This is a genomic window from Bacillus sp. FSL K6-3176, from assembly GCF_038003325.1.
GTDB classification, from domain to species: Bacteria; Bacillota; Bacilli; order Bacillales; family Bacillaceae; genus Bacillus; species Bacillus altitudinis.
On record NZ_JBBOOX010000001.1, the window covers coordinates 66,534 to 88,290 of the forward strand.

The 21,757-nt window shown below is 42.2% G+C and carries 20 protein-coding genes, 2 tRNA genes and 1 pseudogene; all 23 read left to right on the forward strand.

What is annotated here, in order from left to right:
- Nucleotides 1–105: 105 nt before the first annotated feature.
- The 23 genes and pseudogenes from spoVT to pabC all read left to right on the forward strand — a co-directional run bounded on the left by spoVT (nucleotide 106) and on the right by pabC (nucleotide 21,752).
- Nucleotides 106–642: a stage V sporulation protein T gene (gene spoVT / locus MHB38_RS00350; protein WP_007496196.1), complete on the forward strand. Its 537-nt coding sequence runs from the start codon at nucleotides 106–108 to the stop codon at nucleotides 640–642.
- Nucleotides 643–846: 204 nt separating this feature from the next.
- A complete protein-coding gene (locus tag MHB38_RS00355) occupies nucleotides 847–2,451 on the forward strand; it encodes a putative polysaccharide biosynthesis protein (protein ID WP_135227188.1) in 1,605 nt (534 codons plus the stop codon).
- Nucleotides 2,441–3,925, forward strand: a complete 1,485-nt coding sequence (gene mazG / locus MHB38_RS00360) for a nucleoside triphosphate pyrophosphohydrolase (RefSeq protein ID WP_135227189.1) — start codon at nucleotides 2,441–2,443, stop codon at nucleotides 3,923–3,925. The genes MHB38_RS00355 and mazG overlap by 11 nt, the downstream gene beginning before the upstream one ends.
- Nucleotides 3,922–4,182, forward strand: coding sequence for an RNA-binding S4 domain-containing protein (locus MHB38_RS00365; protein ID WP_008341839.1), 261 nt, complete (start codon nucleotides 3,922–3,924; stop codon nucleotides 4,180–4,182). Before mazG ends, MHB38_RS00365 begins: the two co-directional genes overlap by 4 nt.
- A gap of 74 nt (nucleotides 4,183–4,256) precedes the next feature.
- Entirely contained in the window at nucleotides 4,257–4,565 is a 309-nt protein-coding gene (gene yabP / locus MHB38_RS00370; protein ID WP_007496190.1) for a sporulation protein YabP, read from the forward strand.
- Nucleotides 4,562–5,200 (forward strand): spore cortex biosynthesis protein YabQ, encoded by a 639-nt coding sequence (yabQ, locus tag MHB38_RS00375; RefSeq protein ID WP_060780672.1) that lies wholly within the window; start codon nucleotides 4,562–4,564, stop codon nucleotides 5,198–5,200. The genes yabP and yabQ overlap by 4 nt, the downstream gene beginning before the upstream one ends.
- Nucleotides 5,201–5,218: 18 nt before the next feature.
- Nucleotides 5,219–5,593: an FtsB family cell division protein gene (locus MHB38_RS00380; RefSeq protein WP_007496186.1), complete on the forward strand. Its 375-nt coding sequence runs from the start codon at nucleotides 5,219–5,221 to the stop codon at nucleotides 5,591–5,593.
- A gap of 82 nt (nucleotides 5,594–5,675) precedes the next feature.
- Nucleotides 5,676–6,074 (forward strand): S1 domain-containing RNA-binding protein, encoded by a 399-nt coding sequence (locus MHB38_RS00385; protein ID WP_003217901.1) that lies wholly within the window; start codon nucleotides 5,676–5,678, stop codon nucleotides 6,072–6,074.
- 179 nt (nucleotides 6,075–6,253) lie between these two features.
- A tRNA-Met gene (locus tag MHB38_RS00390) sits at nucleotides 6,254–6,327 on the forward strand.
- A gap of 25 nt (nucleotides 6,328–6,352) precedes the next feature.
- Nucleotides 6,353–6,424 (forward strand) — tRNA-Glu (locus MHB38_RS00395).
- A gap of 202 nt (nucleotides 6,425–6,626) precedes the next feature.
- Nucleotides 6,627–9,110, forward strand: coding sequence for a stage II sporulation protein E (spoIIE, locus tag MHB38_RS00400; RefSeq protein ID WP_099496231.1), 2,484 nt, complete (start codon nucleotides 6,627–6,629; stop codon nucleotides 9,108–9,110).
- A 76-nt stretch (nucleotides 9,111–9,186) separates the two neighbouring features.
- Nucleotides 9,187–9,921: a vWA domain-containing protein gene (locus tag MHB38_RS00405; RefSeq protein ID WP_008341829.1), complete on the forward strand. Its 735-nt coding sequence runs from the start codon at nucleotides 9,187–9,189 to the stop codon at nucleotides 9,919–9,921.
- Complete coding sequence (locus MHB38_RS00410; protein WP_056703768.1) at nucleotides 9,905–10,915, forward strand: protein kinase domain-containing protein; 1,011 nt, start codon at nucleotides 9,905–9,907, stop codon at nucleotides 10,913–10,915. The genes MHB38_RS00405 and MHB38_RS00410 overlap by 17 nt, the downstream gene beginning before the upstream one ends.
- Before the next feature lie 96 nt (nucleotides 10,916–11,011).
- Nucleotides 11,012–12,434, forward strand: a pseudogene (gene tilS / locus MHB38_RS00415) (tRNA lysidine(34) synthetase TilS).
- Nucleotides 12,431–12,970, forward strand: a complete 540-nt coding sequence (gene hpt, locus MHB38_RS00420) for a hypoxanthine phosphoribosyltransferase (protein ID WP_007496175.1) — start codon at nucleotides 12,431–12,433, stop codon at nucleotides 12,968–12,970. Before tilS ends, hpt begins: the two are co-directional and overlap by 4 nt.
- Nucleotides 12,971–13,065: 95 nt before the next feature.
- Nucleotides 13,066–14,970: an ATP-dependent zinc metalloprotease FtsH gene (gene ftsH, locus MHB38_RS00425; protein ID WP_007496173.1), complete on the forward strand. Its 1,905-nt coding sequence runs from the start codon at nucleotides 13,066–13,068 to the stop codon at nucleotides 14,968–14,970.
- Nucleotides 14,971–15,133: 163 nt separating this feature from the next.
- Entirely contained in the window at nucleotides 15,134–15,910 is a 777-nt protein-coding gene (locus tag MHB38_RS00430; RefSeq protein ID WP_008341820.1) for a type III pantothenate kinase, read from the forward strand.
- A gap of 15 nt (nucleotides 15,911–15,925) precedes the next feature.
- Entirely contained in the window at nucleotides 15,926–16,801 is an 876-nt protein-coding gene (gene hslO / locus MHB38_RS00435) for an Hsp33 family molecular chaperone HslO (protein WP_007496169.1), read from the forward strand.
- A 46-nt stretch (nucleotides 16,802–16,847) separates the two neighbouring features.
- Nucleotides 16,848–17,756, forward strand: coding sequence for a peptidyl-prolyl cis-trans isomerase (locus MHB38_RS00440; RefSeq protein WP_202734067.1), 909 nt, complete (start codon nucleotides 16,848–16,850; stop codon nucleotides 17,754–17,756).
- A 77-nt stretch (nucleotides 17,757–17,833) separates the two neighbouring features.
- Nucleotides 17,834–18,757, forward strand: coding sequence for a cysteine synthase A (cysK, locus tag MHB38_RS00445; protein ID WP_008341814.1), 924 nt, complete (start codon nucleotides 17,834–17,836; stop codon nucleotides 18,755–18,757).
- A 124-nt stretch (nucleotides 18,758–18,881) separates the two neighbouring features.
- Nucleotides 18,882–20,300: an anthranilate synthase component I family protein gene (locus tag MHB38_RS00450; protein ID WP_341002032.1), complete on the forward strand. Its 1,419-nt coding sequence runs from the start codon at nucleotides 18,882–18,884 to the stop codon at nucleotides 20,298–20,300.
- 13 nt (nucleotides 20,301–20,313) lie between these two features.
- A complete protein-coding gene (pabA, locus tag MHB38_RS00455) occupies nucleotides 20,314–20,907 on the forward strand; it encodes an aminodeoxychorismate/anthranilate synthase component II (protein ID WP_202734063.1) in 594 nt (197 codons plus the stop codon).
- Nucleotides 20,904–21,752 carry an aminodeoxychorismate lyase gene (gene pabC, locus MHB38_RS00460; protein ID WP_202734061.1) on the forward strand — a complete coding sequence of 283 codons (849 nt, stop codon included), beginning with the start codon at nucleotides 20,904–20,906 and terminating at the stop codon, nucleotides 21,750–21,752. Before pabA ends, pabC begins: the two co-directional genes overlap by 4 nt.
- Nucleotides 21,753–21,757 lie beyond the last annotated feature (5 nt).

The window sequence follows — 21,757 nt, forward strand, 5'->3', positions numbered from 1 at the left end:
TGTGACGGATACTAATCTCAGGGTCAAGTGGTGAATGTTGCATAAAGTGGACGCTTTTGTTCCATTCACCCAACACATCATCAAACGAAAGAGAGGCAGCAGTGAATGAAAGCAACTGGAATTGTACGCCGCATCGATGATCTAGGTAGAGTGGTTATACCGAAGGAGATTCGCAGAACATTGCGCATCCGGGAAGGAGATCCACTTGAGATTTTTGTCGACCGCGATGGAGAAGTCATTTTGAAGAAGTATTCACCGATTAGTGAGCTAGGAGACTTTGCGAAGGAATATGCTGATGCATTATTCGACAGTTTGGGTCATTCTATCCTCATCTGTGATCGTGATACGTATATTGCTGTATCCGGTAGTTCAAAAAAAGAGTATTTAAACAAATCCATTAGTGATTTACTTGAACGAACAATGGATCAGCGTAATTCTGTATTAGAGGACAGCAAGAAAGAAATTCAGCTTGTGGATGGTATTGATGATGATGTATCAGCTTATACCATTGCACCTATTGTTGCAAACGGAGATCCAATTGGCGCCGTCGTCTTATTTTCTAAAGAGCGTTCAATGGGAGAAGTGGAGCATAAAGCGGCAGAAACGGCAGCTGGCTTCTTAGCCCGTCAAATGGAACATTAGGTCTAATAAATCTATATCATTTTGATAAAACGAAAGAATGCCGATGAAATCATCTGATTTTGTCGGCGTTTTTTATATGGGATGAAACAAAACAATGAATGTATCGTCTACTCCTTAGAAAGAAACGGCTTGCCAGTCACGTATGATATAATGAGTGCGTTTAAATGCAGGTATATTTTTTGATTGAACATAAAGGAGTCATCCATGAAAAATGCTGTAAATCAGCCGCATTGGCTTTTCCAAGGTGCGGTGATTTTAACCATCGCAGGCTTGTTATCAAAGGTACTGAGTGCCGTATATCGTGTCCCTTTTCAAAATATCGTAGGAGACACAGGTTTTTATATTTATCAGCAGGTCTATCCCTTTCTTGGCATTGCGATCATGCTCGGCACCACTGGTTTTCCTGTGATGGTGTCCAAGCTCCTGAGCGAGCATGGTGAGGAGAATCGCCGAATCATTACAAAGGTATCCTTGGTGTATATCACTTTGCTGAGCTTGGCCTTATTTCTTTGTTTATACATAGGAGCAGGCACAATTGCGAATCTCATGGCGGACAGTCAATTAATGCTGCTCATCCAGATGAGTTCGTTTGTGTTTTTGTTTCTGCCGCTTACCGTGATGCTGAGGGGTGTTTTTCAGAGTGATGGGCTGATGCTCCCCACTGCGGTCTCTCAATTGGCTGAGCAGCTCATCAGAGTAGGCGTCCTGCTTGTTTTATCTTTCTATTTTGTGAGACATGGCTATTCGCTTTATGAAACAGGAGCGGGTGCGGTGTTCTCTTCTATAGCTGGAAGTGCGGCTTCACTCATTTTGCTTCTTTTCCTTTGGCTGACCTATCGGAAGCGGTCGTCAGCGAGCAAGACATTAAAACAGGCTACACTGCGGAAAAAAGATGTGCTGAAGAGTTTGGTGCTGTATACATTGACAATTTGTGTGAGTGGATTGCTGATCCTATGGATGCAAATGATCGATGCTTTTCACCTGTATGCGCTGCTGCGCAGTGAGGGACTGAGTGAAGCAGATGCAAAGGCGGCAAAAGGCGTGTATGACCGAGGTCAGCCGTTCTTGCAGCTCGGGACGGTGTTTGCAATTAGTATCGGGACGTCTCTTGTTCCGTTTTTGTCGTCGGCCTTAAGAAAAGGGCAGCATAAAGCAATTCGTGAAAAAGTACGTACATCGTTTAAGGCAACATCGGTGCTGGGGATTGGTTCAGCTGTCGGTCTTATATGTATTTTATCGTCTGTGAACATCATGCTTTTTCGTAATGACTTAGGGACAGATGCGCTGCAAATATTTTGCATATCCATTGCCTTTACATCAATGGCGATTACGCAAACCGCTTTACTTCAGGGTCTGGGACATACCGTGTACCCGGCTATTGTGGTCCTGATCAGTGTACTGGTGAAATGGGGTCTGACGCTGGCTCTTGTCCCGTTATTCGGCATTTATGGAGCCGCATGGTCGACTGTTTGTGGGTTTCTCGCCGCCGCTGCGCTCAATGCGGTGTATTTGAAGCATAAAGGGTGGATTTCAATAAGAGAGCTATTCCCAGTGAAAATTCTTTTATCAGCAGCATTCATGGCTGTCGTTTTAATTGGATATCAGGCATTGTTTTCTTGGGTCATTCCCTTTGAGAAACGTCCGTTTTCTGTTTTAGAGAGCCTGACTTCAGTTTTTATTGGTGGTTTCGCCTTTTTATATAGTATTCTTAAGCTAGACGTATTTACGGAAGAGGAATGGAGACTCATTCCATTAGGAGAAAAGATTTTATATTTTAAACAGATGAGAGGGAATCGAAATGGCAGGTAAGATTACAGTCGTTGGTCTTGGGGCAGGCGACATGGATCAGCTAACGCTCGGTGTATATAAGCAGCTGAAGCAGGCGAAAGAAGTATACATGAGAACGCAGGATCATCCACTCACCGCAGAATTGATGCAGGAGGTCCCGTCTCTGACCTTTTTTGATGAGATTTATGAAAAGCATGATCAGTTTGATGCAGTGTATGAGGAAATCACAGACATTCTCTTCCGAGAGGCTGAGGAGAAAGATATTGTGTATGCAGTACCAGGTCACCCGTTTGTGGCGGAAAAGACAGTGCAGCTTCTTGTTTCACAACAGAAGAAGCGCGGGGTTGAGGTGTACGTGGCTGGTGGACAAAGCTTTTTGGATGCGACGTTTAATTCCTTACAGATTGACCCAATCGAAGGGCTTCAATTCGTTGACGCAGCGGATATGAGAGCGGATGATCTGAAGTTGACCCAGCATGTGCTGATCTGTCAGGTATATGATCAGATGACAGCCTCGAATGTGAAGCTGACCCTCATGGAAAAGCTACCTGACGATTATGAAGTCTTTATCGTAACGGCAGCTGGAAGCAGTCAGGAGCAGATTACAGGTGTTCCTTTATTTGAACTTGATCGAGATGTGTCGATAAATAACTTAACGAGTGTTTATGTACCTCCCATTCAAGATGAAAAGCTGCTCTATCAGCAATTTGACACTTTCCGCGAAGTCATTCGTACATTAAGAGGTCCTGGCGGCTGTCCTTGGGATCAAAAACAAACGAATGAGTCGCTCAAACCATATTTAATTGAAGAATGTTATGAGCTGCTGGAAGCCATAGATGAAGACGATCCAGATCATATGGTTGAAGAACTCGGAGATGTACTGCTGCAAGTTTTACTCCATGCCCAAATTGGTGAAGATGATGGTTATTTCTCAATGGATGACGTCATCCAGCATGTCACAGAAAAAATGATTCGACGACATCCGCATGTGTTTGGTGATACGGATGTGTCTGAAGCATCAGATGTCGTCGCCAACTGGGAAAAAATCAAGCAGCAGGAAAAACCGGAGCGTGCAGCTTCTATTTTGCAATCCATTCCAACGACTCTTCCAGCTTTAACAAAAGCCTATAAGCTCCAAAAGAAAGCAGCAAAAGTGGGCTTCGACTGGACAGAAGTAGAGGATATTTGGAACAAATACGAAGAAGAAAAGCAGGAATTCCTTGTGGAAGTGGCAGATAAGACGGATGAAGGTGCAACAAAGCAGATGAAGGATGAATTTGGGGATCTTTTGTTTGTTCTCGTCAACATTGGTAGATTTTATCATCTAGAGCCTGAAACCGCCCTCTCTTCTGCAAACACAAAATTCATGCGGCGCTTTCAGCATATTGAACAAAAAGCAAAGGACATAGGGCGTTCACTAGAGGACTTGACCCTAGAAGAAATGGACGATCTGTGGAACGATGCCAAACGCATAGAAAGAGGTGAACTTACATGAGACTAGATAAATTCTTAAAAGTGTCTCGTTTAATAAAAAGAAGAACATTGGCAAAAGAAGTAGCTGATCAAGGAAGAATTTCCATTAATGGCACGCAGGCGAAAGCCAGCTCTGACGTGAAAGAAGGGGACGAGCTTCAAATTCGCTTTGGCCAAAAGCTTGTGACTGTTCAAGTCAACGAGTTAAAAGACACAACGAAAAAAGAAGAAGCTGCTGGCATGTATACCGTGCTAAAAGAAGAAAAAACAGCAGAATAGGGCTTGTTCTAAATGTCCCGCCTGTCACATACAATGCAGTAACAATGCAAGTATGAGATATGGGGGATGTATAAATGAATCAATATTATAATCAACCTCAAGGCACGAAGTTGTCATCAGAAGCCGAGCATCATGTCACAATGCGCAACAGAAAGCATTTAGATATTACTGGGGTCAAACAAGTCGAGAGCTTTGATAATGAAGAATTTCTGCTTGAGACTGTCATGGGAGTCCTTGCCATTCGCGGAGAAAATTTGCAAATGAAAAACTTAGATGTAGAAAAGGGCGTTGTGTCCATTAAAGGGCGTGTCTTTGACTTAATCTATGTAGATGAGCAGCACGGGGAGAAAGCTAAAGGATTTTTTAGCAAGCTGTTTAAATGACACTGACGGTCCAGTTTTATACGATGCTTTCGATGGCGGCGATGGGCATCTGGCTGGGCGCATCGCTGGATACGTACAAGCTGTTTGTGAACCGGGAAAAAACAGCAAAATGGCTGCTGGTCATTCACGACCTCCTTTTTTGGGTGGTGCAGGGTCTGTTGTTCTTTTATGTCCTGCTGCTAACCAATGAGGGAGAATTCAGACTTTATATTTTTCTAGCTGTTGCTTTAGGTTTCTCGATGTACCAGGCATTGATGAAACAGCTGTATATGAACATCCTCAAGTTTGTGATGAGGTGTATTTATCAGACTGTTCTCTTCCTGAAAAGGCTGATCATGTCGATGGTTTTCCAGCCCATTCGCTGGATCGTCGGTTTGATCATAAGTGTTCTTCTGTTCTTGTTCCACTCGCTCTTACGCCTTGTTCGTTTTGCGTTTCGACTCGTGTGGAAGGTGCTGTATATTGTTTGTTATCCGCTTATTTGGTTACTCAATGTGACCATTATTCATCGAATTCCCGAAAAATGGCGAACATCAATGAGGTTGTTTTTCTCAAAAGGAGCAGGAATTTTACAAGGGATCAAGAAATTATCTCGTACCATGAAAACGAAATGGAAACAATTCTGGACAAAGTAAGAGAGGAGGCCTTCATCCTTGAACGAGAGAAAAAGAAATATCGCACAAATTCAAAATGATTATCAAAAACAAATGGAACAGCAAGCGCAGCGCCTAAAACGCAAACGCCGGGGACTCCTTAGAAGGCTTACCGTGTTTGGAGTCATTGTGCTCATGTTTGCTGTTTTGGTAACAAGTGCCCTCTGGTCGCAATCGTCTGCATTGAAAGAAAAAGAAGAGAAGAAGGTTGCGCTTGAAAAAGAATTGAAGCAATTACAAACAAAGCAGGAAGATATTTCTGATGAAATCAAAAAGCTGAAAAGCAAAGAATACGTACTCGAACTGGCACGACGGGACTATTATATGTCTAAAAAAGGCGAAAAAATCTTTGATGTGGGCAATAAGAGCGATTAGCCTTGTTGACACTTAAAATTCAGTTTATGTATAATTGAACAAATGAGATTTTTTTATAAGTCTAAGGAGGAGCACTTTTTTTATGTCGATTGAAGTTGGCAGCAAGTTACAAGGGAAAGTTACGGGCATTACAAATTTTGGAGCTTTTGTGGAGTTGCCAGGCGGTTCAACTGGTCTCGTTCATATCAGTGAGGTAGCCGATAACTATGTAAAAGATATTAATGAGCATTTAAAAGTCGGTGAACAAGTTGAAGTGAAAGTGATTAACGTTGAAAAAGACGGTAAAATCGGCTTGTCCATTAAAAAAGCAAAAGATCGTCCTCAACAACAACAATCAAGACCGAGCAGAAATGATTTCCGTCCGAAGGAATCGTTTGAGCAAAAAATGAACAAATTCTTAAAAGATAGCGAAGATCGCTTAACATCTTTAAAACGTAACACGGAATCAAAACGTGGGGGGCGCGGAGCAAGAAGAGGTTAACTTGTTGCTGCTTTCTATATATTTTTCACAACAAAGCATCTGCTGTTTAGCGGGTGCTTTTTTTTAATACAAATTCAACGTTTTTTGTGCATTTGCCATTTAATTTAAAACTTTCTATTGACGGACAAGCGAATCCTTTGTATTATAGTTCTTGTGCTTCTTAGCGCATTTTACATTATGGCGGTGTAGCTCAGCTGGCTAGAGCGTACGGTTCATACCCGTGAGGTCGGGGGTTCGATCCCCTCCGCCGCTATCCTTTTAAAAAGAACGATAAGCAAGGCCCGTTGGTCAAGCGGTTAAGACACCGCCCTTTCACGGCGGTAACACGGGTTCGAATCCCGTACGGGTCATCTTCAAAACAGCTTTCTATAGGAAAGCTGTTTTTTGTGCTTTCGTAAAATTCTGATGAAAGACATCGACTTTCAAGAAAGTATGCATCTTTGGCAAATAAAGCGTCGAACGTTTTATGGAAACGACAACTTCTTTTGACAAAATTTCTTTTTCACCTTCGCTATAATGACAAGCAACGAATATCAGGTGGGGGATGAAAAGATGGAAAAACTAGAAAGAAGAACTGATTTAACGGGAGCCGGGTTTGAAAGAATCAGTGCAGGGTTAAAAAAGATGAAAAACCTGTTTCTTCATCATACGCATTCTCTTTTTTTCTATAAAGGGTTTATTTATGTTGTTCTGGGCTTTTTATTGGGACGAGCCTTTATCTTATCTGAAATTATGCCGTTTGCATTGCCTTTCTTTGGGTCCATGCTGCTCATTAAAAGGGATAAAGCGATGCTTGCTTGTCTTGCTTTACTCGCTGGAGCGATGACGATATCACCTCAAAATGCATTATTCGTGTTTGCGTCATTGATCGTGTTCCTCCTCATGTCAAAGGTCGTTTCATTTATCATCAAAGACCCGGTGAAAACATTACCGGTTGTGATTGTGCTCTCAATGCTGATAACCAGGGGAGCTTTTGTATACCTCGAGCAGGGTGCGGTTCAAAGCTATGACTATGTGATGGCAGGGGTTGAAGCTGGACTTGCCTTCATTTTGACACTGATTTTTCTTCAAAGTTTGCCGATTTTTACAGTCAGGAAAATCAAACACTCCTTAAAGGTTGAAGAAATTATTTGCTTTATGATATTAATCGCTTCAGTTTTAACAGGTCTGGCTGGGATCACATTTCAAGGAATGCAGGCAGAGCATATTTTGTCACGATATGTAGTGCTGAGCTTTGCCTTTATTGGAGGAGCGAGTATTGGTTGTACCGTGGGTGTTGTAACTGGATTAATTCTTGGTCTCGCCAACATTGGCAACCTTTATCAGATGAGTCTGCTTGCCTTTTCGGGCTTATTAGGCGGATTACTAAAAGAGGGGAAAAAAGCAGGAGCCGCCATCGGCTTGATTGTGGGTTCTTTACTAATCTCCCTCTACGGTGAAGGGTCAGCAGGGCTAATGACAACGCTATATGAATCACTCATCGCAGTTGCACTGTTTTTGCTCACACCACAGTCAGTAACGTCCAAGGTGGCAAAATATATTCCTGGTACGGTAGAGCATGTACAGGAACAGCAGCAATATGCCAGAAAAGTACGAGACGTGACAGCAAAAAAGGTAGATCAATTCTCTAATGTATTTCATGCGCTGTCTGAGAGTTTTGCGACATTTTACGAATCCATTCCTGAGGAAAAGAAGCAGGAAGAGGATGTAGATCTTTTTTTAAGTACGATCACAGAACGTTCCTGTCAAACGTGCTATAAGAAAAATAAATGCTGGGTGCAGAACTTTGATACAACCTATGAACTCATGAAACAAGTTATGCATGAATCTGATGAAAAAACGTACGAGCATAACCGGAAGTTGAAAAAGAAATTCAGTCAGCACTGCTCAAAATCAAAGCATGTAGAAGAATTGATTGAAGAGGAGATAGCTTACTATAAAGCAAATCAGACCTTAAAGAAAAAGGTCCAAGACAGCAGGCGCCTTGTGGCCGAACAACTGATGGGTGTCTCACAAGTCATGGAGGATTTTTCCCGGGAAATAAAACGAGAAAGAGAGCAGCATTTTATTCAGGAAGAGCAGATGATAGAAGCACTTCAGAACTTTGGAATTGAAATTCAGCAAGTTGAAATTTATAGCTTAGAACAGGGAAATGTTGATATAGAGATGAGAATTCCCTATTGCCAAGGTCATGGGGAATGCGAAAAAATCATCGCTCCAATGCTCTCGGATATTTTAGAAGAACAAGTTTTAGTCAAAGCAGAGCAGTGTGCGGAGCATCCAACAGGTTATTGTCATGTTGTATTCGGTTCTGCAAAATCGTATCGAGTGTCTACAGGTGTAGCACATGCAGCGAAAGGCGGAGGATTAGTATCTGGAGACAGCTACAGCATGATGGAGCTGGGTGCAGGTAAATATGCCGCAGCTATTAGTGATGGGATGGGAAATGGAGCAAGAGCCCATTTTGAAAGCAATGAAACGATCAAGCTGTTAGAAAAAATTTTGGCGTCTGGTATTGATGAAAAAGTAGCGATTAAAACAATTAATAGCATTTTATCTTTACGGACAACAGATGAAATCTATTCCACATTAGACTTATCCATCATTGATTTACAGGATGCGAGCTGTAAGTTCCTCAAGATTGGCTCCACCCCAAGTTTTATTAAACGTGGTGATCAAGTGATGAAGGTACAGGCCAGCAACTTGCCTATTGGCATTATTGATGAATTTGAAGTAGAAGTGGTGAGTGAACAGATGAAGGCAGGAGATCTCCTTATCATGATGAGCGACGGTATCTTTGAAGGACCAAAGCATATCGAAAATCATGATTTGTGGGTCAAACGAAAAATGAAGAGCTTTAAAACAGAAGATCCGCAAGAGATTGCTGATTTATTAATGGAGGAGGTCATTCGCACAAGAGCAGGTCAAATCGATGACGATATGACGGTTGTCGTCATTAGGCTCGACCACAATACACCAAAATGGGCATCCATTCCGACCGGTACATTCTATCTCCAGAAACAAGAGATTTCTTGAAATATCGTATAATATGAATTTCTTCTGGCGATGATGGGGATATAAGCATTCAGTTACAATCCCAGGAGGAATGAAGATGCGAAAAGGTCACGTAAACCAAATCTTACTGATTACAGATGGCTGCTCAAATCATGGGGAAGACCCACTTGCGATTGCCGCATTGGCAAAGGAGCAAGGGATCACAGTCAATGTCATTGGCATTATGGAAGAGAACAGACACGATCATGAAGCGATGAAAGAAGTAGAGGGGATTGCTCTAGCAGGCGGAGGCATTCATCAGGTTGTCTACGTTCAGCAATTGTCTCAAACCGTACAAATGGTGACAAAAAAGGCGATGACGCAAACGTTACAAGGTGTTGTGAATAAAGAATTGCAGCAAATTCTTGGCAAAGATACTGAAATTGAAGAACTTCCCCCAGATAAGCGTGGAGAAGTGATGGAAGTTGTGGACGAGCTCGGTGAGACGGTTCATCTTCAAGTGCTTGTGCTTGTGGATACAAGTGCAAGTATGAAACCGAAGTTGCCAACGGTCAAAGAAGCGCTCATCGATCTCTCTATTAGTCTAAATTCGAGAATTGGTGAAAATCAGTTTGGGATGTGTGTATTTCCCGGGAAAAACTCAGATGCAGAAATTGTGTTGAACTGGACGCCACGGTTCGATTCGTTATCATCGATTTTCCCGAAGCTGACAACAGGAGGAATTACACCGACAGGACCAGCAATTCGAGAAGCACTCCAGCATTTCAAATCAGTTCGTTCACGAAAAGGGCTGCTTGAAGCGAAGGAAGAACATGATGAATTCGGCTTCTAACATCCCATTAGGTACAATGATAAAGGGAAAGTGGCATCACCAACATTACCGCATTGTAAAAGAGCTGGGAAAAGGGGCGAACGGTGTGGTTTATCTGGCCGAATCGCCAAAGGGACAAGTGGCCCTTAAAGTGAGTGATGACAGTATGCTCATTGCATCTGAAGTCAATGTATTAAAATCCTTTTCAAAGGCTCCTGTGAAAACCATGGGGCCTTCTTTTTATGATATGGATGATGCTCTTTATCCTGGAATGTCAGAGAAACGGTCGTTTTATGTCATGGAGTATGTCAGAGGACCATTGCTGCTTGAATTTGTGAAACAAAAAGGCGATGAATGGATCGTCGTTCTCATGATTCAACTGTTGTCTAACCTTGCTCACTTACATAAGGAAGGCTGGATCTTCGGTGACTTGAAGCCTGATAATCTCATCGTTTCAGGCCCCCCAGCTACGATTCGATGTATTGATGTTGGAGGAACAACGAAGGCAGGAAGGGCGATTAAGGAATACACCGAGTTTTTTGACCGCGGCTACTGGGGCTTCGGTACAAGAAAAGCAGAACCTTCTTATGATCTATTTGCCTTAAGTATGGTCATGGTGAACTGTGCCTATAAAAAAGAATTTAAAAAAGGGGCAGAACCAGAAAAGCAGCTTTATCGGGCGATTGAAGGACATCCTTTATTAAAGCGATATGAGAGGGTGTTAAAAGCGGCTCTCCAAGGCAAATATCAATCAGCGGCAGACATGAAAAGCGCGATGCTGAAAGAAGGACAATTGCTTGCTTCAAGAAAATCACGACAAAAGAAGCCATCACAGCAAAATAGGCAAAAGTCAGCTGTTCCTCAACATCAACAGACCGTACCTTCACGATCAAGAGTTGCTGCTGCGAAAAGAACATCAGTACGCAAAAAATCAGGCGGGCTTTTTGAAACCATTCTCATCTTATGCAGTGTGCTCGCTCTTTACTGTGCTTATGTGGTTTTATTCCTATTATAGAGCTGTAAAAAAGCAGGCTTCTTCTTTGCTTGGAGCTAATGAAAGTGATAGGATATGTATATCTTTAAATTACCTGCTCTTTGTGAGGAGGAAGTTGTGAATAGAATTGAATCTTTTTTGAAAAAACATGATGTTTTCCTTGAAAATACGACAGTCATTGTCGGGGTTTCTGGCGGACCAGATTCTATGCTCTTGCTGCATGAACTAAACAAACGTCGAAAAGGTTCCTTTCAGCTGATTGCAGCCCATGTAGATCACATGTTCAGAGGAGAAGAATCCTTTGCTGATTTGGCATTTGTTGAAGCGTACTGTAAAGAGCGTGAGATCCTTTTTGAATCGGCTCGTATACAGGTCACCCAATATGCAAAAGAAAACCGCTTAAACAAACAGGCAGCTGCAAGAGAGTGCAGATATGCTTTCTTTCGTCAATTGATGGAACAATACAACGCTCAATTTATAGCGCTTGCACATCATGGAGACGATCAAGTAGAAACAATGGTGATGAGGCTGACAAGAGGGACTGTTGGAATAGGACTCGCAGGTATGCAAGCAAAGCGCCCTTTTCAAGAAGGGTGGCTGATTCGTCCGCTGATTGGATATTCTAAGGATGATGTACTCACTGCTTGCGAAAAAGAACAAGTTCCTTATGTCATTGATCAAAGCAATCACACCGATGACTACTTGAGAAACCGGATCAGAAGACACGTTCTTCCCGTGTTAAAAGAAGAGGCACCTCATGTGCATGAAAGCTTTCAGTTTGTAAGTGACATGCTGACTGAGGATGAGCAGTACTTGCAGGCATTAACAAAGGATCAAATGCATCAAGTCATTACGAATCAAACGCCTAAGCAAATTGAGATCAAAACGAAGCCTTTGCTTGACCTGCCTTTGCCTTTACAAAGAAGAGGCATTCAACTAATATTAAACTATCTTTATGAAAACACTCAATCAGCGTTTTCAAACCAGCAAATTCTAGGGACTTTGGACTGGTTATCTCATACTGATCAACCGTCTGGATCATTAGATTTGCCAAAAGGTTTACAAGCTGTCAAATCTTATGATCACTGTATGTTTACCTTTGAACGATCGCTTGTCATAGATCAGTCATATACTCATCATTTAAAAGGTGAGCTTGGCGAGGAACTTTTTCTCCCGAATGGACAGTCTATCTTGGTATCAAATCATGTTCCGAAGGATGCACGGAACGGAAACCATTTTTTCTTGCTTCAAAAAGATCATGTTCGTCTTCCTTTGATCATTCGCTCACGAAAAAACGGTGATCGAATCAAACTTAAAGGGATGAATGGATCAAAAAAGGTGAAAGATATATTTATTGATAAAAAAGTGCCTCTTGCAGAAAGAGACAGCTGGCCGATCGTCACTGACTCGGATCATCAAATCATCTGGATCCCAGGTCTGAAAAAATCCATTTTTGAAGAAATTGATATGACAAACAGCGATCTCATTGTATTACAATATAGACAGCACGAAAATTTGTAGGGGGCAAGCAAAAGCATGAAACAAGATATTGAAAAGATTTTGATCTCAGAAGAAGAGATCCAGCTAAAAGTGAAGGAACTGGGTGCAACATTAACCAGCGATTATGATGGTAAATTTCCCCTGGCTATTGGTGTTTTGAAAGGGGCTCTTCCATTCATGGCAGACCTGATCAAACACATTGATACATATTTAGAGCTTGATTTTATGGATGTATCTAGCTACGGAAAGTCTACCGTATCTTCTGGAGAAGTGAAGATCATCAAAGATCTAGATACTTCTGTTGAAGGAAGAGATATTCTAATTATGGAAGATATCATCGACAGTGGGTTAACTTTGAGTTATCTGGTAGAGCTTTTCCGATACCGTAAAGCAAACTCCATTAAAATTGTGACATTGCTTGATAAACCAAGCGGCCGCAAAGCAGACATCAAAGCAGATTATGTTGGGTTTGAAGTACCAGATGCATTTGTTGTTGGCTATGGATTGGATTTTGCCGAACGTTACCGAAACCTCCCGTATATTGGAGTGTTAAAACCATCTGTTTACGAAGGCTAATGAGCACACGTTTACATGAGGTTATTGGTTGTGTTGGAATGATTTTCTATGATACTATTGAACATAGTTGTGCTTACTGTGGGAGGAGGTAAGGAATGAATCGGGTTTTTCGTAATACGATTTTTTATATACTTATTTTATTACTTGTGATAGGGGTTGTCAGTTGGTTAGGATCCCCTAATCAAAAGCCTGAGAACATGTCTTACAGCAAATTTTCGCAAAATTTAAGTGCGGGAAAAGTGGAGAGTATCTCCATCCAGCCTGTAAGAGGGGTTTATGAAATTCGTGGTCAATTAGATGGCGCGAAGAAAGATGAATACTTCATTACCCACGTTCCAGACGGTCAAGGAGTTGACCAAATTTACAGTGCACTGAAGAATACAGATGTAAAAGTAGAACCAGCACCTGAAACAAATGGATGGCTGCAAGTTCTGACAACCATCATTCCATTCATCATCATCTTTATCCTGTTCTTCTTCTTATTGAACCAAGCTCAAGGCGGTGGAAGCCGTGTCATGAACTTTGGTAAGAGTAAGGCGAAGCTTTACACAGAAGAGAAGAAACGTGTGAAATTTAAAGATGTTGCCGGTGCGGATGAAGAAAAACAAGAGCTCGTAGAAGTGGTTGAATTCTTAAAAGATCCACGTAAATTTGCGGAGCTTGGCGCAAGAATCCCTAAAGGGGTTTTACTAGTAGGACCTCCAGGTACAGGTAAAACATTGCTTGCGAGAGCATCTGCAGGAGAAGCAGGCGTTCCTTTCTTCAGCATCAGTGGTTCTGACTTCGTCGAGATGTTCGTCGGTGTCGGTGCATCACGTGTACGTGATTTGTTTGAAAATGCGAAAAAGAATGCACCTTGCTTAATCTTTATTGATGAGATTGATGCAGTGGGTCGTCAGCGTGGAGCAGGTCTTGGCGGTGGTCATGATGAGCGTGAACAAACGCTTAACCAGCTTCTTGTTGAAATGGATGGTTTTAGTGCCAACGAAGGGATTATCATCATTGCTGCAACGAACCGTGCAGATATCCTAGATCCTGCATTGCTGCGTCCGGGACGTTTTGACCGTCAAATTACGGTTGACCGCCCAGATGTCATTGGCCGTGAAGAAGTACTGAAGGTTCATGCGAAAAACAAACCGCTTGATGATACAGTCAACCTGAAAGCCATTGCAAGCAGAACACCAGGGTTCTCTGGAGCAGATCTTGAGAACTTACTAAACGAAGCAGCACTTGTTGCTGCCCGTCAAAACAAAAAGAAAATTGATATGCGTGATATCGACGAAGCAACTGACCGTGTCATTGCTGGACCGGCTAAGAAAAGCCGTGTCATTTCTAAGAAAGAACGCAATATCGTGGCGTACCACGAAGCAGGTCATACCGTCATTGGACTTGTCCTTGACGAAGCTGACATGGTGCATAAAGTAACGATCGTTCCTCGTGGTCAGGCAGGCGGATATGCGGTCATGCTTCCAAGAGAAGACCGTTATTTCCAAACGAAGCCAGAGCTTCTTGATAAAATCGTCGGCTTGCTCGGCGGTCGTGTTGCAGAGGAAATTACGTTTGGTGAAGTAAGTACAGGCGCTCACAACGACTTCCAGCGTGCAACAGGCATTGCAAGAAGAATGGTCACAGAGTTCGGTATGTCTGATAAACTTGGTCCTCTACAATTCGGTCAAGCACAAGGAGGTCAAGTATTCCTTGGCCGTGATTTCAACAACGAGCCGAATTATAGTGAAGCGATCGCTTACGAAATTGACCAAGAAGTTCAGCGCTTCATCAAAGAAAGCTACGAACGTGCGAAACAAATTCTCACTGAGAATAAAGATAAGCTAGAAATCATCGCACAAGCTCTTCTAGAAGTGGAAACATTAGATGCTGAACAAATTAAATCTCTTTACGATACTGGAAAGCTTCCAGAGCGTGTATACGCAGATGACGAAGAGAAAAACGATGATGTGAAAGTGAACATCAAGAAAAAAGAAGAAGACGAGGAGATTTAATCTCCTTCTATAAAAAGCTGTCGGGCTCACCGGCAGCTTTTTTTATTTCGATTCATGAATGGATCGGTTTCGAATTGTTTACAAATGGAACTCAATTCGTGTATGGTATGATAGAAAGTCGAAAAATGCTCTTTTTGAGACACTATTCAAAGTGGTGATGAAGTTGTTACTGGTGATAGATGTAGGAAACACAAATACCGTTTTAGGTGTTTATCATAATGGCGATTTGAACTACCATTGGAGGATTGAAACAAGCCGTCATAAAACAGAAGATGAATTTGGTATGGCAATCCGATCCTTATTTGACTATGTAGGGCTGATGTTTGACCAGATAGAAGGGATTATTATTTCTTCTGTTGTCCCGCCAATGATGTTTGCTCTGGAAAGAATGTGCGAAAAGTATTTTCACATTACTCCTCAAATCGTTGGGCCTGGCATGAAGACTGGATTAAACATTATGTGTGACAATCCAAAGGAAGTCGGCGCTGATCGAATTGTGAACGCAGTGGCGGCCATTCACCTGTATGGGGCACCTCTCATTGTGGTAGACTTTGGAACAGCCACAACCTACTGCTATATCAATGAACAAAAACAATACATGGGTGGCGCAATTGCACCGGGTATTACCATCTCAACAGAGGCTTTATATACAAGAGCGGCTAAGCTGCCAAGGATTGAAATTGTTCGTCCAGATCATATCGTAGGGAAAAACACGATCAGTGCGATGCAATCAGGTATCCTGTATGGATATGTTGGTCAAGTCGAGGGAATAGTGAAACGGATGAAGCAGCAAGCCAAACAAACACCGAAAGTCATTGCAACAGGCGGTTTGTCTACATTGATTGGAAATGAATCAGACTGTATTGATATTGTCGATCCGTTCCTCACATTAAAAGGACTCCAATTAATTTATGAACGCAATCGTGTCGGTGTATTATAGGAGGGTTTAATCAAAATGGATTATTTAGTTAAAGCGTTAGCATATGACGGGAAAGTCCGTGCGTATGCTGCGAACACAACAGATACAATCAACGAAGCGCAGAGAAGACACCATACGTGGCCAACTGCTTCAGCTGCAATCGGTAGAACCATGACAGCGACTGTCATGATGGGAGCCATGCTGAAAGGCGAGAATAAATTAACTGTCAAAATTGAAGGCGGCGGGCCGATCGGAGCCATCATTGCGGATGGAAACGCAAAAGGTCAGGTGCGCGGATATGTCTCAAACCCACAAGTTCACTTTGATTTAAATGAACATGGGAAGCTGGACGTTAGACGTGCTGTTGGAACATCTGGAACGTTAAGTGTTGTCAAAGATATCGGACTGAAAGACCATTTTACAGGGCAAACGGAAATTGTCTCAGGTGAAATTGGAGATGACTTTACTTATTACCTGGTCTCCTCTGAACAAGTGCCATCCTCTGTAGGTGTGGGTGTTCTTGTCAATCCAGACAACTCGATCCTTGCAGCAGGCGGTTTCATCATTCAATTGCTGCCTGGAACAGAAGATGCAGTCATCGAAAGACTCGAAAAGAGATTATCAACCATTGAACCGATCTCTAAACTGATTGAAAAAGGGATGACTCCTGAAGAAATTTTAGAAGAAGTGCTCGGTGAAAAACCTCAAATTTTAGAAACTGTACCTGTCGAATTTTCTTGTAACTGCTCAAAAGAACGGTTTGCCAACGGTATTATCAGCCTAGGGAAAGCCGAAATTGAGGATATGATTGAACAAGACGGACAAGCAGAAGCTCAATGCCATTTTTGTAACGAAACGTATGTATTTACAAAAGAAGAGCTAGAAGAGCTACGTGAAGAAATAACCCGCTAAGCTCTAAGCAGCGGGTTTTCTTTTTAGAATGGAAAGGAGACGAAAGATGAGACTGAAAGCAAGAGTGGTATGGACATTTATCCTCGTTCTGCTCATGATTAATGCCATTGTCATTGCATATGTATTAACAAAGTCACAAATGTCGCAGGCTTCTTCAAATGGGAAGAGCGGTGAAGAAATTGCTTCTATTGGGAAAGAGAAAGTCACACGTCAAGAATGGTTGAAGAAAATGGAAGACCGCTACGGAAAGGCAACACTTGAACAAATGATCAATCAGAAGGTAGTCAATCAGCTTGCGAAAGAAAACAAGCTGGAGGTATCTTCAAAAGAGATCAATCGTGAGCTGCTGATGCTGAAAGCGGTATCTAATAATTTCTACGAAGACGGTCATACAAGTGAAAAGGAATGGAAAGAGCAGATTCGTTATCAAATTTTATTGGAACAGCTTCTAACGAGAGATGCGGTCGTTTCTGAAAAAGAAGCCAAATCCTTTTATGAAAAAAACAAAGACTTGTATCAATATGATGACTCATACCGAATTCGCCACATTGTTGTGAAAACAAAAGACGAGGCACAAAGTGTATTAAAAGATTTAAAGGGCGGATCTAGTTTCGAAGCTGTAGCAGCGGAACGATCCATCGACCGATATACCTCTCCTTACGGCGGAGATCTTGGATTTGTCACAGAAGAACAAGAAAGCATCCCAGCCCTATACATACAAGAAGCCCAAAAGCTTCAGCCAGATGAATGGACGAAAGAGCCGATCGAGATCAAAAACGGTTATGCCATCATACAATTAAAAGAAAAATTAAATGGCCGCTCCTTCTCTTATGAAGAAGTCAAAGATCAGATCAAAAGGCAGATCGCCATGGAAGATCTGGGTGAAAAGGCGAATGTCAAAACCCTGTGGAAAGAAGCAAAAGTCACATGGTTTTACGATGGAGAGCAGGACTAAAAGCATTGACAAAATTTTTCGAAATTGATAATTTAATATTAATACAATAAAATTACTCGGAGATAGAGGTGTTAGTGATGGCTCGTATTGCAAATTCAGTTTTTGAACTAATAGGAAATACACCAGTCGTTAAATTAAACCGTTTAGTAGATGAAGACAGTGCGGATGTCTACTTGAAACTTGAATATATGAACCCAGGCAGCAGTGTAAAAGATCGTATTGCGTTAGCGATGATCGAAGATGCTGAAGCAAAAGGTACATTAAAAGCTGGTGACACACTCATTGAGCCAACAAGTGGAAACACAGGAATCGGTCTTGCGATGGTCGCGGCTGCAAAAGGAATCAATGCGATTTTAGTTATGCCGGATACAATGAGTCAGGAGCGCCGCAACCTTTTACGCGCTTACGGTGCAGAACTTGTATTAACACCGGGTGCAGAAGGAATGAAAGGTGCCATCAAAAAAGCAGAAGAATTAGCAGAAGAGCACGGATACTTCATGCCTCAGCAGTTCAGCAATGAAGCCAATGCTGAGATTCACCGCCGCACGACAGGGAAAGAGATTCTTGAACAATTCGACGGCGACCTTGATGCATTTATTGCAGGAGTTGGTACTGGCGGTACGATTACAGGTGCTGGTGAAGTCCTGAAAGAAGCCATTCCATCTATTCAGCTCTATGCGGTAGAACCAACAGATTCTCCTGTACTATCAGGCGGGAAACCAGGTCCGCATAAAATTCAAGGCATCGGAGCAGGGTTTGTTCCATCTATCTTGAACACAGAAGTATATGACGGCATTATCCAAGTGAAAAACGAAGATGCATTTGAGCTTGCAAGAAAGGCAGCGAAAGAAGAAGGAATCCTTGGTGGTATATCTTCAGGAGCAGCCATTTATGCAGCGCTTCAAACAGCGAAGAAGCTTGGTAAAGGGAAAAAGGTTCTAGCGATTATTCCAAGTAACGGTGAGCGTTACCTTAGTACGCCGCTTTATCAATTTGATTAAACAATACACCCCAGCATTTGCTGGGGTTTTTTCATGAATTCTGAAGATGGAAAGCAAATACTATTTTCTAATTAAAATGGATTGCATTACAATAAGATTAATGAAAATAAAAAAGGATGATTACATGACACAACGTAGGCCGATGGGCATCAAAATTCCTTTTACGAAAGATGCATTCTTGAAACGCTACGAACAATTAACGGCTCATGAATCACATCACGTCCTTCTTGAAAGTGCACGTGGCGGAGATTACAGTATTGCCGGCATTCATCCGATCGCTAAAGCGAAAGGGAAGGACGGGATGATCACCATCCATTATCAGAATGAGGTGTTGTTCAAAGAGGGAGATCCTTTCAGGGCATTTGCTGATTGGTTTCAAACCCTGCAAACCGAAACGAACGATGAATATCCTGACTTCCAAGGTGGAGCGATTGGATTTTTAAGCTATGATTACGCAAGATATATCGAGCATTTTAAAATGCTGTCCATCGATGATTTGAAGACGCCCGACTTGTATTTCCTCGTATTCAATGATGTCGCTGTCTTTGATCATAAAGAAGACGTCCTCTGGCTGATGACTCATACAGAAGGAGACGAACCTGTCAGTGAAGTTCATCAAAGACTCGAAGAATTAAAGCAAAGCTGGACAAGCACATCAGAAGAATCAGCACATTCACCTGTCAACGTGTCTTCTTCGGAATGTGTACCTGCTGCACCTTTTACTGAAGAAGCTTTCGGGGTAGCTGTAGAAACGATTAAACAATATATCGCCAGCGGTGACGTGTTCCAAGTGAACCTATCCATTAGACAAGATGAACAGCTTCATACCCACCCATATCATTTATACAAAACATTACGTCACGTGAATCCATCTCCATATATGTCATATCTGCACACGCCAGATTTCCAAATTGTCTGTGGATCTCCAGAGCTGCTTATTAAGAAAAAAGGCATTCAGCTCGAAACAAGACCGATCGCTGGCACAAGATCAAGAGGCAAGGATGATGCGGAAGATCAAGCGCTGGCAAAAGAACTCATTGAAGATGAAAAAGAACGCGCAGAACATGTGATGCTCGTTGATCTTGAGCGGAATGATCTTGGACGAGTGTCTACTTATGGCTCAGTCAAGGTGAACGAATTTATGGCCATTGAGAAATATTCACACGTGATGCACATTGTATCAAATGTCCAAGGGGAGCTGCGTGATGATTGTGATGCAGTAGATGTCATGAGAGCTGTATTCCCAGGTGGAACGATTACAGGTGCGCCAAAAGTGAGAACAATGGAAATCATAGAAGAACTTGAGCCGACAAGGCGTGGGCTTTATACTGGATCTATAGGCTGGTTTGGATTCAATCAAGATATGCACTTTAATATCGTCATTCGTACGGCTTATTGTACAGGGGGCAGAGCCTTCATGCAGTCAGGTGCAGGCATTGTCATCGATTCTGTACCAAAGCACGAATACAAAGAATCGATTAAAAAAGCCTATGCAGTGAAAAAAGCATTACAGTTGAGCAAAGAAGAGACTATTTTGAGTTAGAGGTGAGCAGAGTATGATATTAATGATTGATAATTACGATTCATTTACGTACAACCTGGTCCAGTATTTAGGTGAGCTTGGGGAAGAACTGATTGTAAAACGAAACGATCAAGTCACTATTCAAGAAATCGAAGAGCTCAAGCCAGACTTTCTGATGATTTCTCCAGGACCTTGCAGTCCGGATGAAGCAGGAATTAGTATGGAAGCGATCAAACATTTTGCTGGGAAGATTCCGATCTTCGGTGTCTGTTTAGGTCATCAATCCATTGCACAAGTATTTGGTGGAGATGTCATTCGTGCGGAGCGGTTAATGCATGGGAAAACATCAGAGATTGAACATGACGGCAAAGGTGTCTTCATGGGACTACAAAATCCGCTCGTCGCCACGAGATATCATTCATTAATTGTTAAAGACGAGACGCTGCCGGAGTGCTTTGTCAGAACAGCGAGAACAAAGGAAGGCGAACTCATGGCCATTCGCCATAAAGAACTTCCGATTGAAAGTGTTCAATTCCATCCAGAATCGATTATGACGTCCTTCGGTAAAGAAATGCTCAGAAATTTCATTGAAACCTATCGTAAAAAGGGGAATGAAGTAAACGCATGATCATTTACCTGAACGGTCAGTATATAGAGGAGAAAGACGCGACTCTTTCTCCTTTTGATCATGGTTTTCTATATGGCATCGGTGTATTCGAAACATTTACCTCTCTGGCAGGACAAGTCTTCTTGTTAGACTGGCATCTTGAAAGGCTCAATCAATCATTGCGTGACCTTTGCATCGAATCCACAATAGAGAAACCATTTGTACTCGACATCATTCATACATTAATAAATCAAAACCTAATAACGGGCGGTCATGCGAGGATCCGCTTCAATGTTTCTGCGGGCAGAGGCAATGGATTTTCTGCAGACCCTTATGAGGAGCCTGTTGTTTTTGTGATGATCTCCCCATTCCGGCCCGAATCAATAGTAGATGAAAAACAGGGAATCATTCTTGATACAAGAAGAAACACACCGGAAGGTCCAAGACGGCTCAAGTCGCATCATTACATGAACAACCTGCTGGCGAAAAGAGAAATAGGGAACGATCCGTCGGTAGAAGGGATCTTTTTAACGAAAGAAGACGATGTGGCAGAAGGAATTACGTCAAATCTATTTTGGCGAAAAAAAGATGTGATCTATACACCTTCACTTGATACCGGCATTTTAAACGGGGTTACCCGTCGATATTGTATCGAAACGCTGCAAGCTTTGGGAATCCCACTAATAGAAGGAAGATATCCACTCTCGCACTTGCTCTCAGCTGATGAGGCGTGGATGACCAATTCGGTTCAGGGAATTGTGCCTTTTAAAAATATCGGAGACACCGTCCTGCAAAACCACAACCGAACGATTTCGACCAAGCTGAGAACAGAATATACAAAAGCACGTCTAGAACATAAAGAGTAGGTGGA

Bases quoted from the DNA above. Each gene is read 5' to 3' on its own strand.
- spoVT (WP_007496196.1), top strand. From the start codon at position 106: ATGAAAGCAACTGGAATTGTACGCCGCATCGATGATCTAGGTAGAGTG.
- MHB38_RS00355 (WP_135227188.1), top strand. From the start codon at position 847: ATGAAAAATGCTGTAAATCAGCCGCATTGGCTTTTCCAAGGTGCGGTG.
- mazG (WP_135227189.1), top strand. From the start codon at position 2,441: ATGGCAGGTAAGATTACAGTCGTTGGTCTTGGGGCAGGCGACATGGAT.
- MHB38_RS00365 (WP_008341839.1), top strand. From the start codon at position 3,922: ATGAGACTAGATAAATTCTTAAAAGTGTCTCGTTTAATAAAAAGAAGA.
- yabP (WP_007496190.1), top strand. From the start codon at position 4,257: ATGAATCAATATTATAATCAACCTCAAGGCACGAAGTTGTCATCAGAA.
- yabQ (WP_060780672.1), top strand. From the start codon at position 4,562: ATGACACTGACGGTCCAGTTTTATACGATGCTTTCGATGGCGGCGATG.
- MHB38_RS00385 (WP_003217901.1), top strand. From the start codon at position 5,676: ATGTCGATTGAAGTTGGCAGCAAGTTACAAGGGAAAGTTACGGGCATT.
- spoIIE (WP_099496231.1), top strand. From the start codon at position 6,627: ATGGAAAAACTAGAAAGAAGAACTGATTTAACGGGAGCCGGGTTTGAA.
- MHB38_RS00405 (WP_008341829.1), top strand. From the start codon at position 9,187: ATGCGAAAAGGTCACGTAAACCAAATCTTACTGATTACAGATGGCTGC.
- MHB38_RS00410 (WP_056703768.1), top strand. From the start codon at position 9,905: ATGAATTCGGCTTCTAACATCCCATTAGGTACAATGATAAAGGGAAAG.
- hpt (WP_007496175.1), top strand. From the start codon at position 12,431: ATGAAACAAGATATTGAAAAGATTTTGATCTCAGAAGAAGAGATCCAG.
- ftsH (WP_007496173.1), top strand. From the start codon at position 13,066: ATGAATCGGGTTTTTCGTAATACGATTTTTTATATACTTATTTTATTA.
- hslO (WP_007496169.1), top strand. From the start codon at position 15,926: ATGGATTATTTAGTTAAAGCGTTAGCATATGACGGGAAAGTCCGTGCG.
- MHB38_RS00440 (WP_202734067.1), top strand. From the start codon at position 16,848: ATGAGACTGAAAGCAAGAGTGGTATGGACATTTATCCTCGTTCTGCTC.
- cysK (WP_008341814.1), top strand. From the start codon at position 17,834: ATGGCTCGTATTGCAAATTCAGTTTTTGAACTAATAGGAAATACACCA.
- MHB38_RS00450 (WP_341002032.1), top strand. From the start codon at position 18,882: ATGACACAACGTAGGCCGATGGGCATCAAAATTCCTTTTACGAAAGAT.
- pabA (WP_202734063.1), top strand. From the start codon at position 20,314: ATGATATTAATGATTGATAATTACGATTCATTTACGTACAACCTGGTC.
- pabC (WP_202734061.1), top strand. From the start codon at position 20,904: ATGATCATTTACCTGAACGGTCAGTATATAGAGGAGAAAGACGCGACT.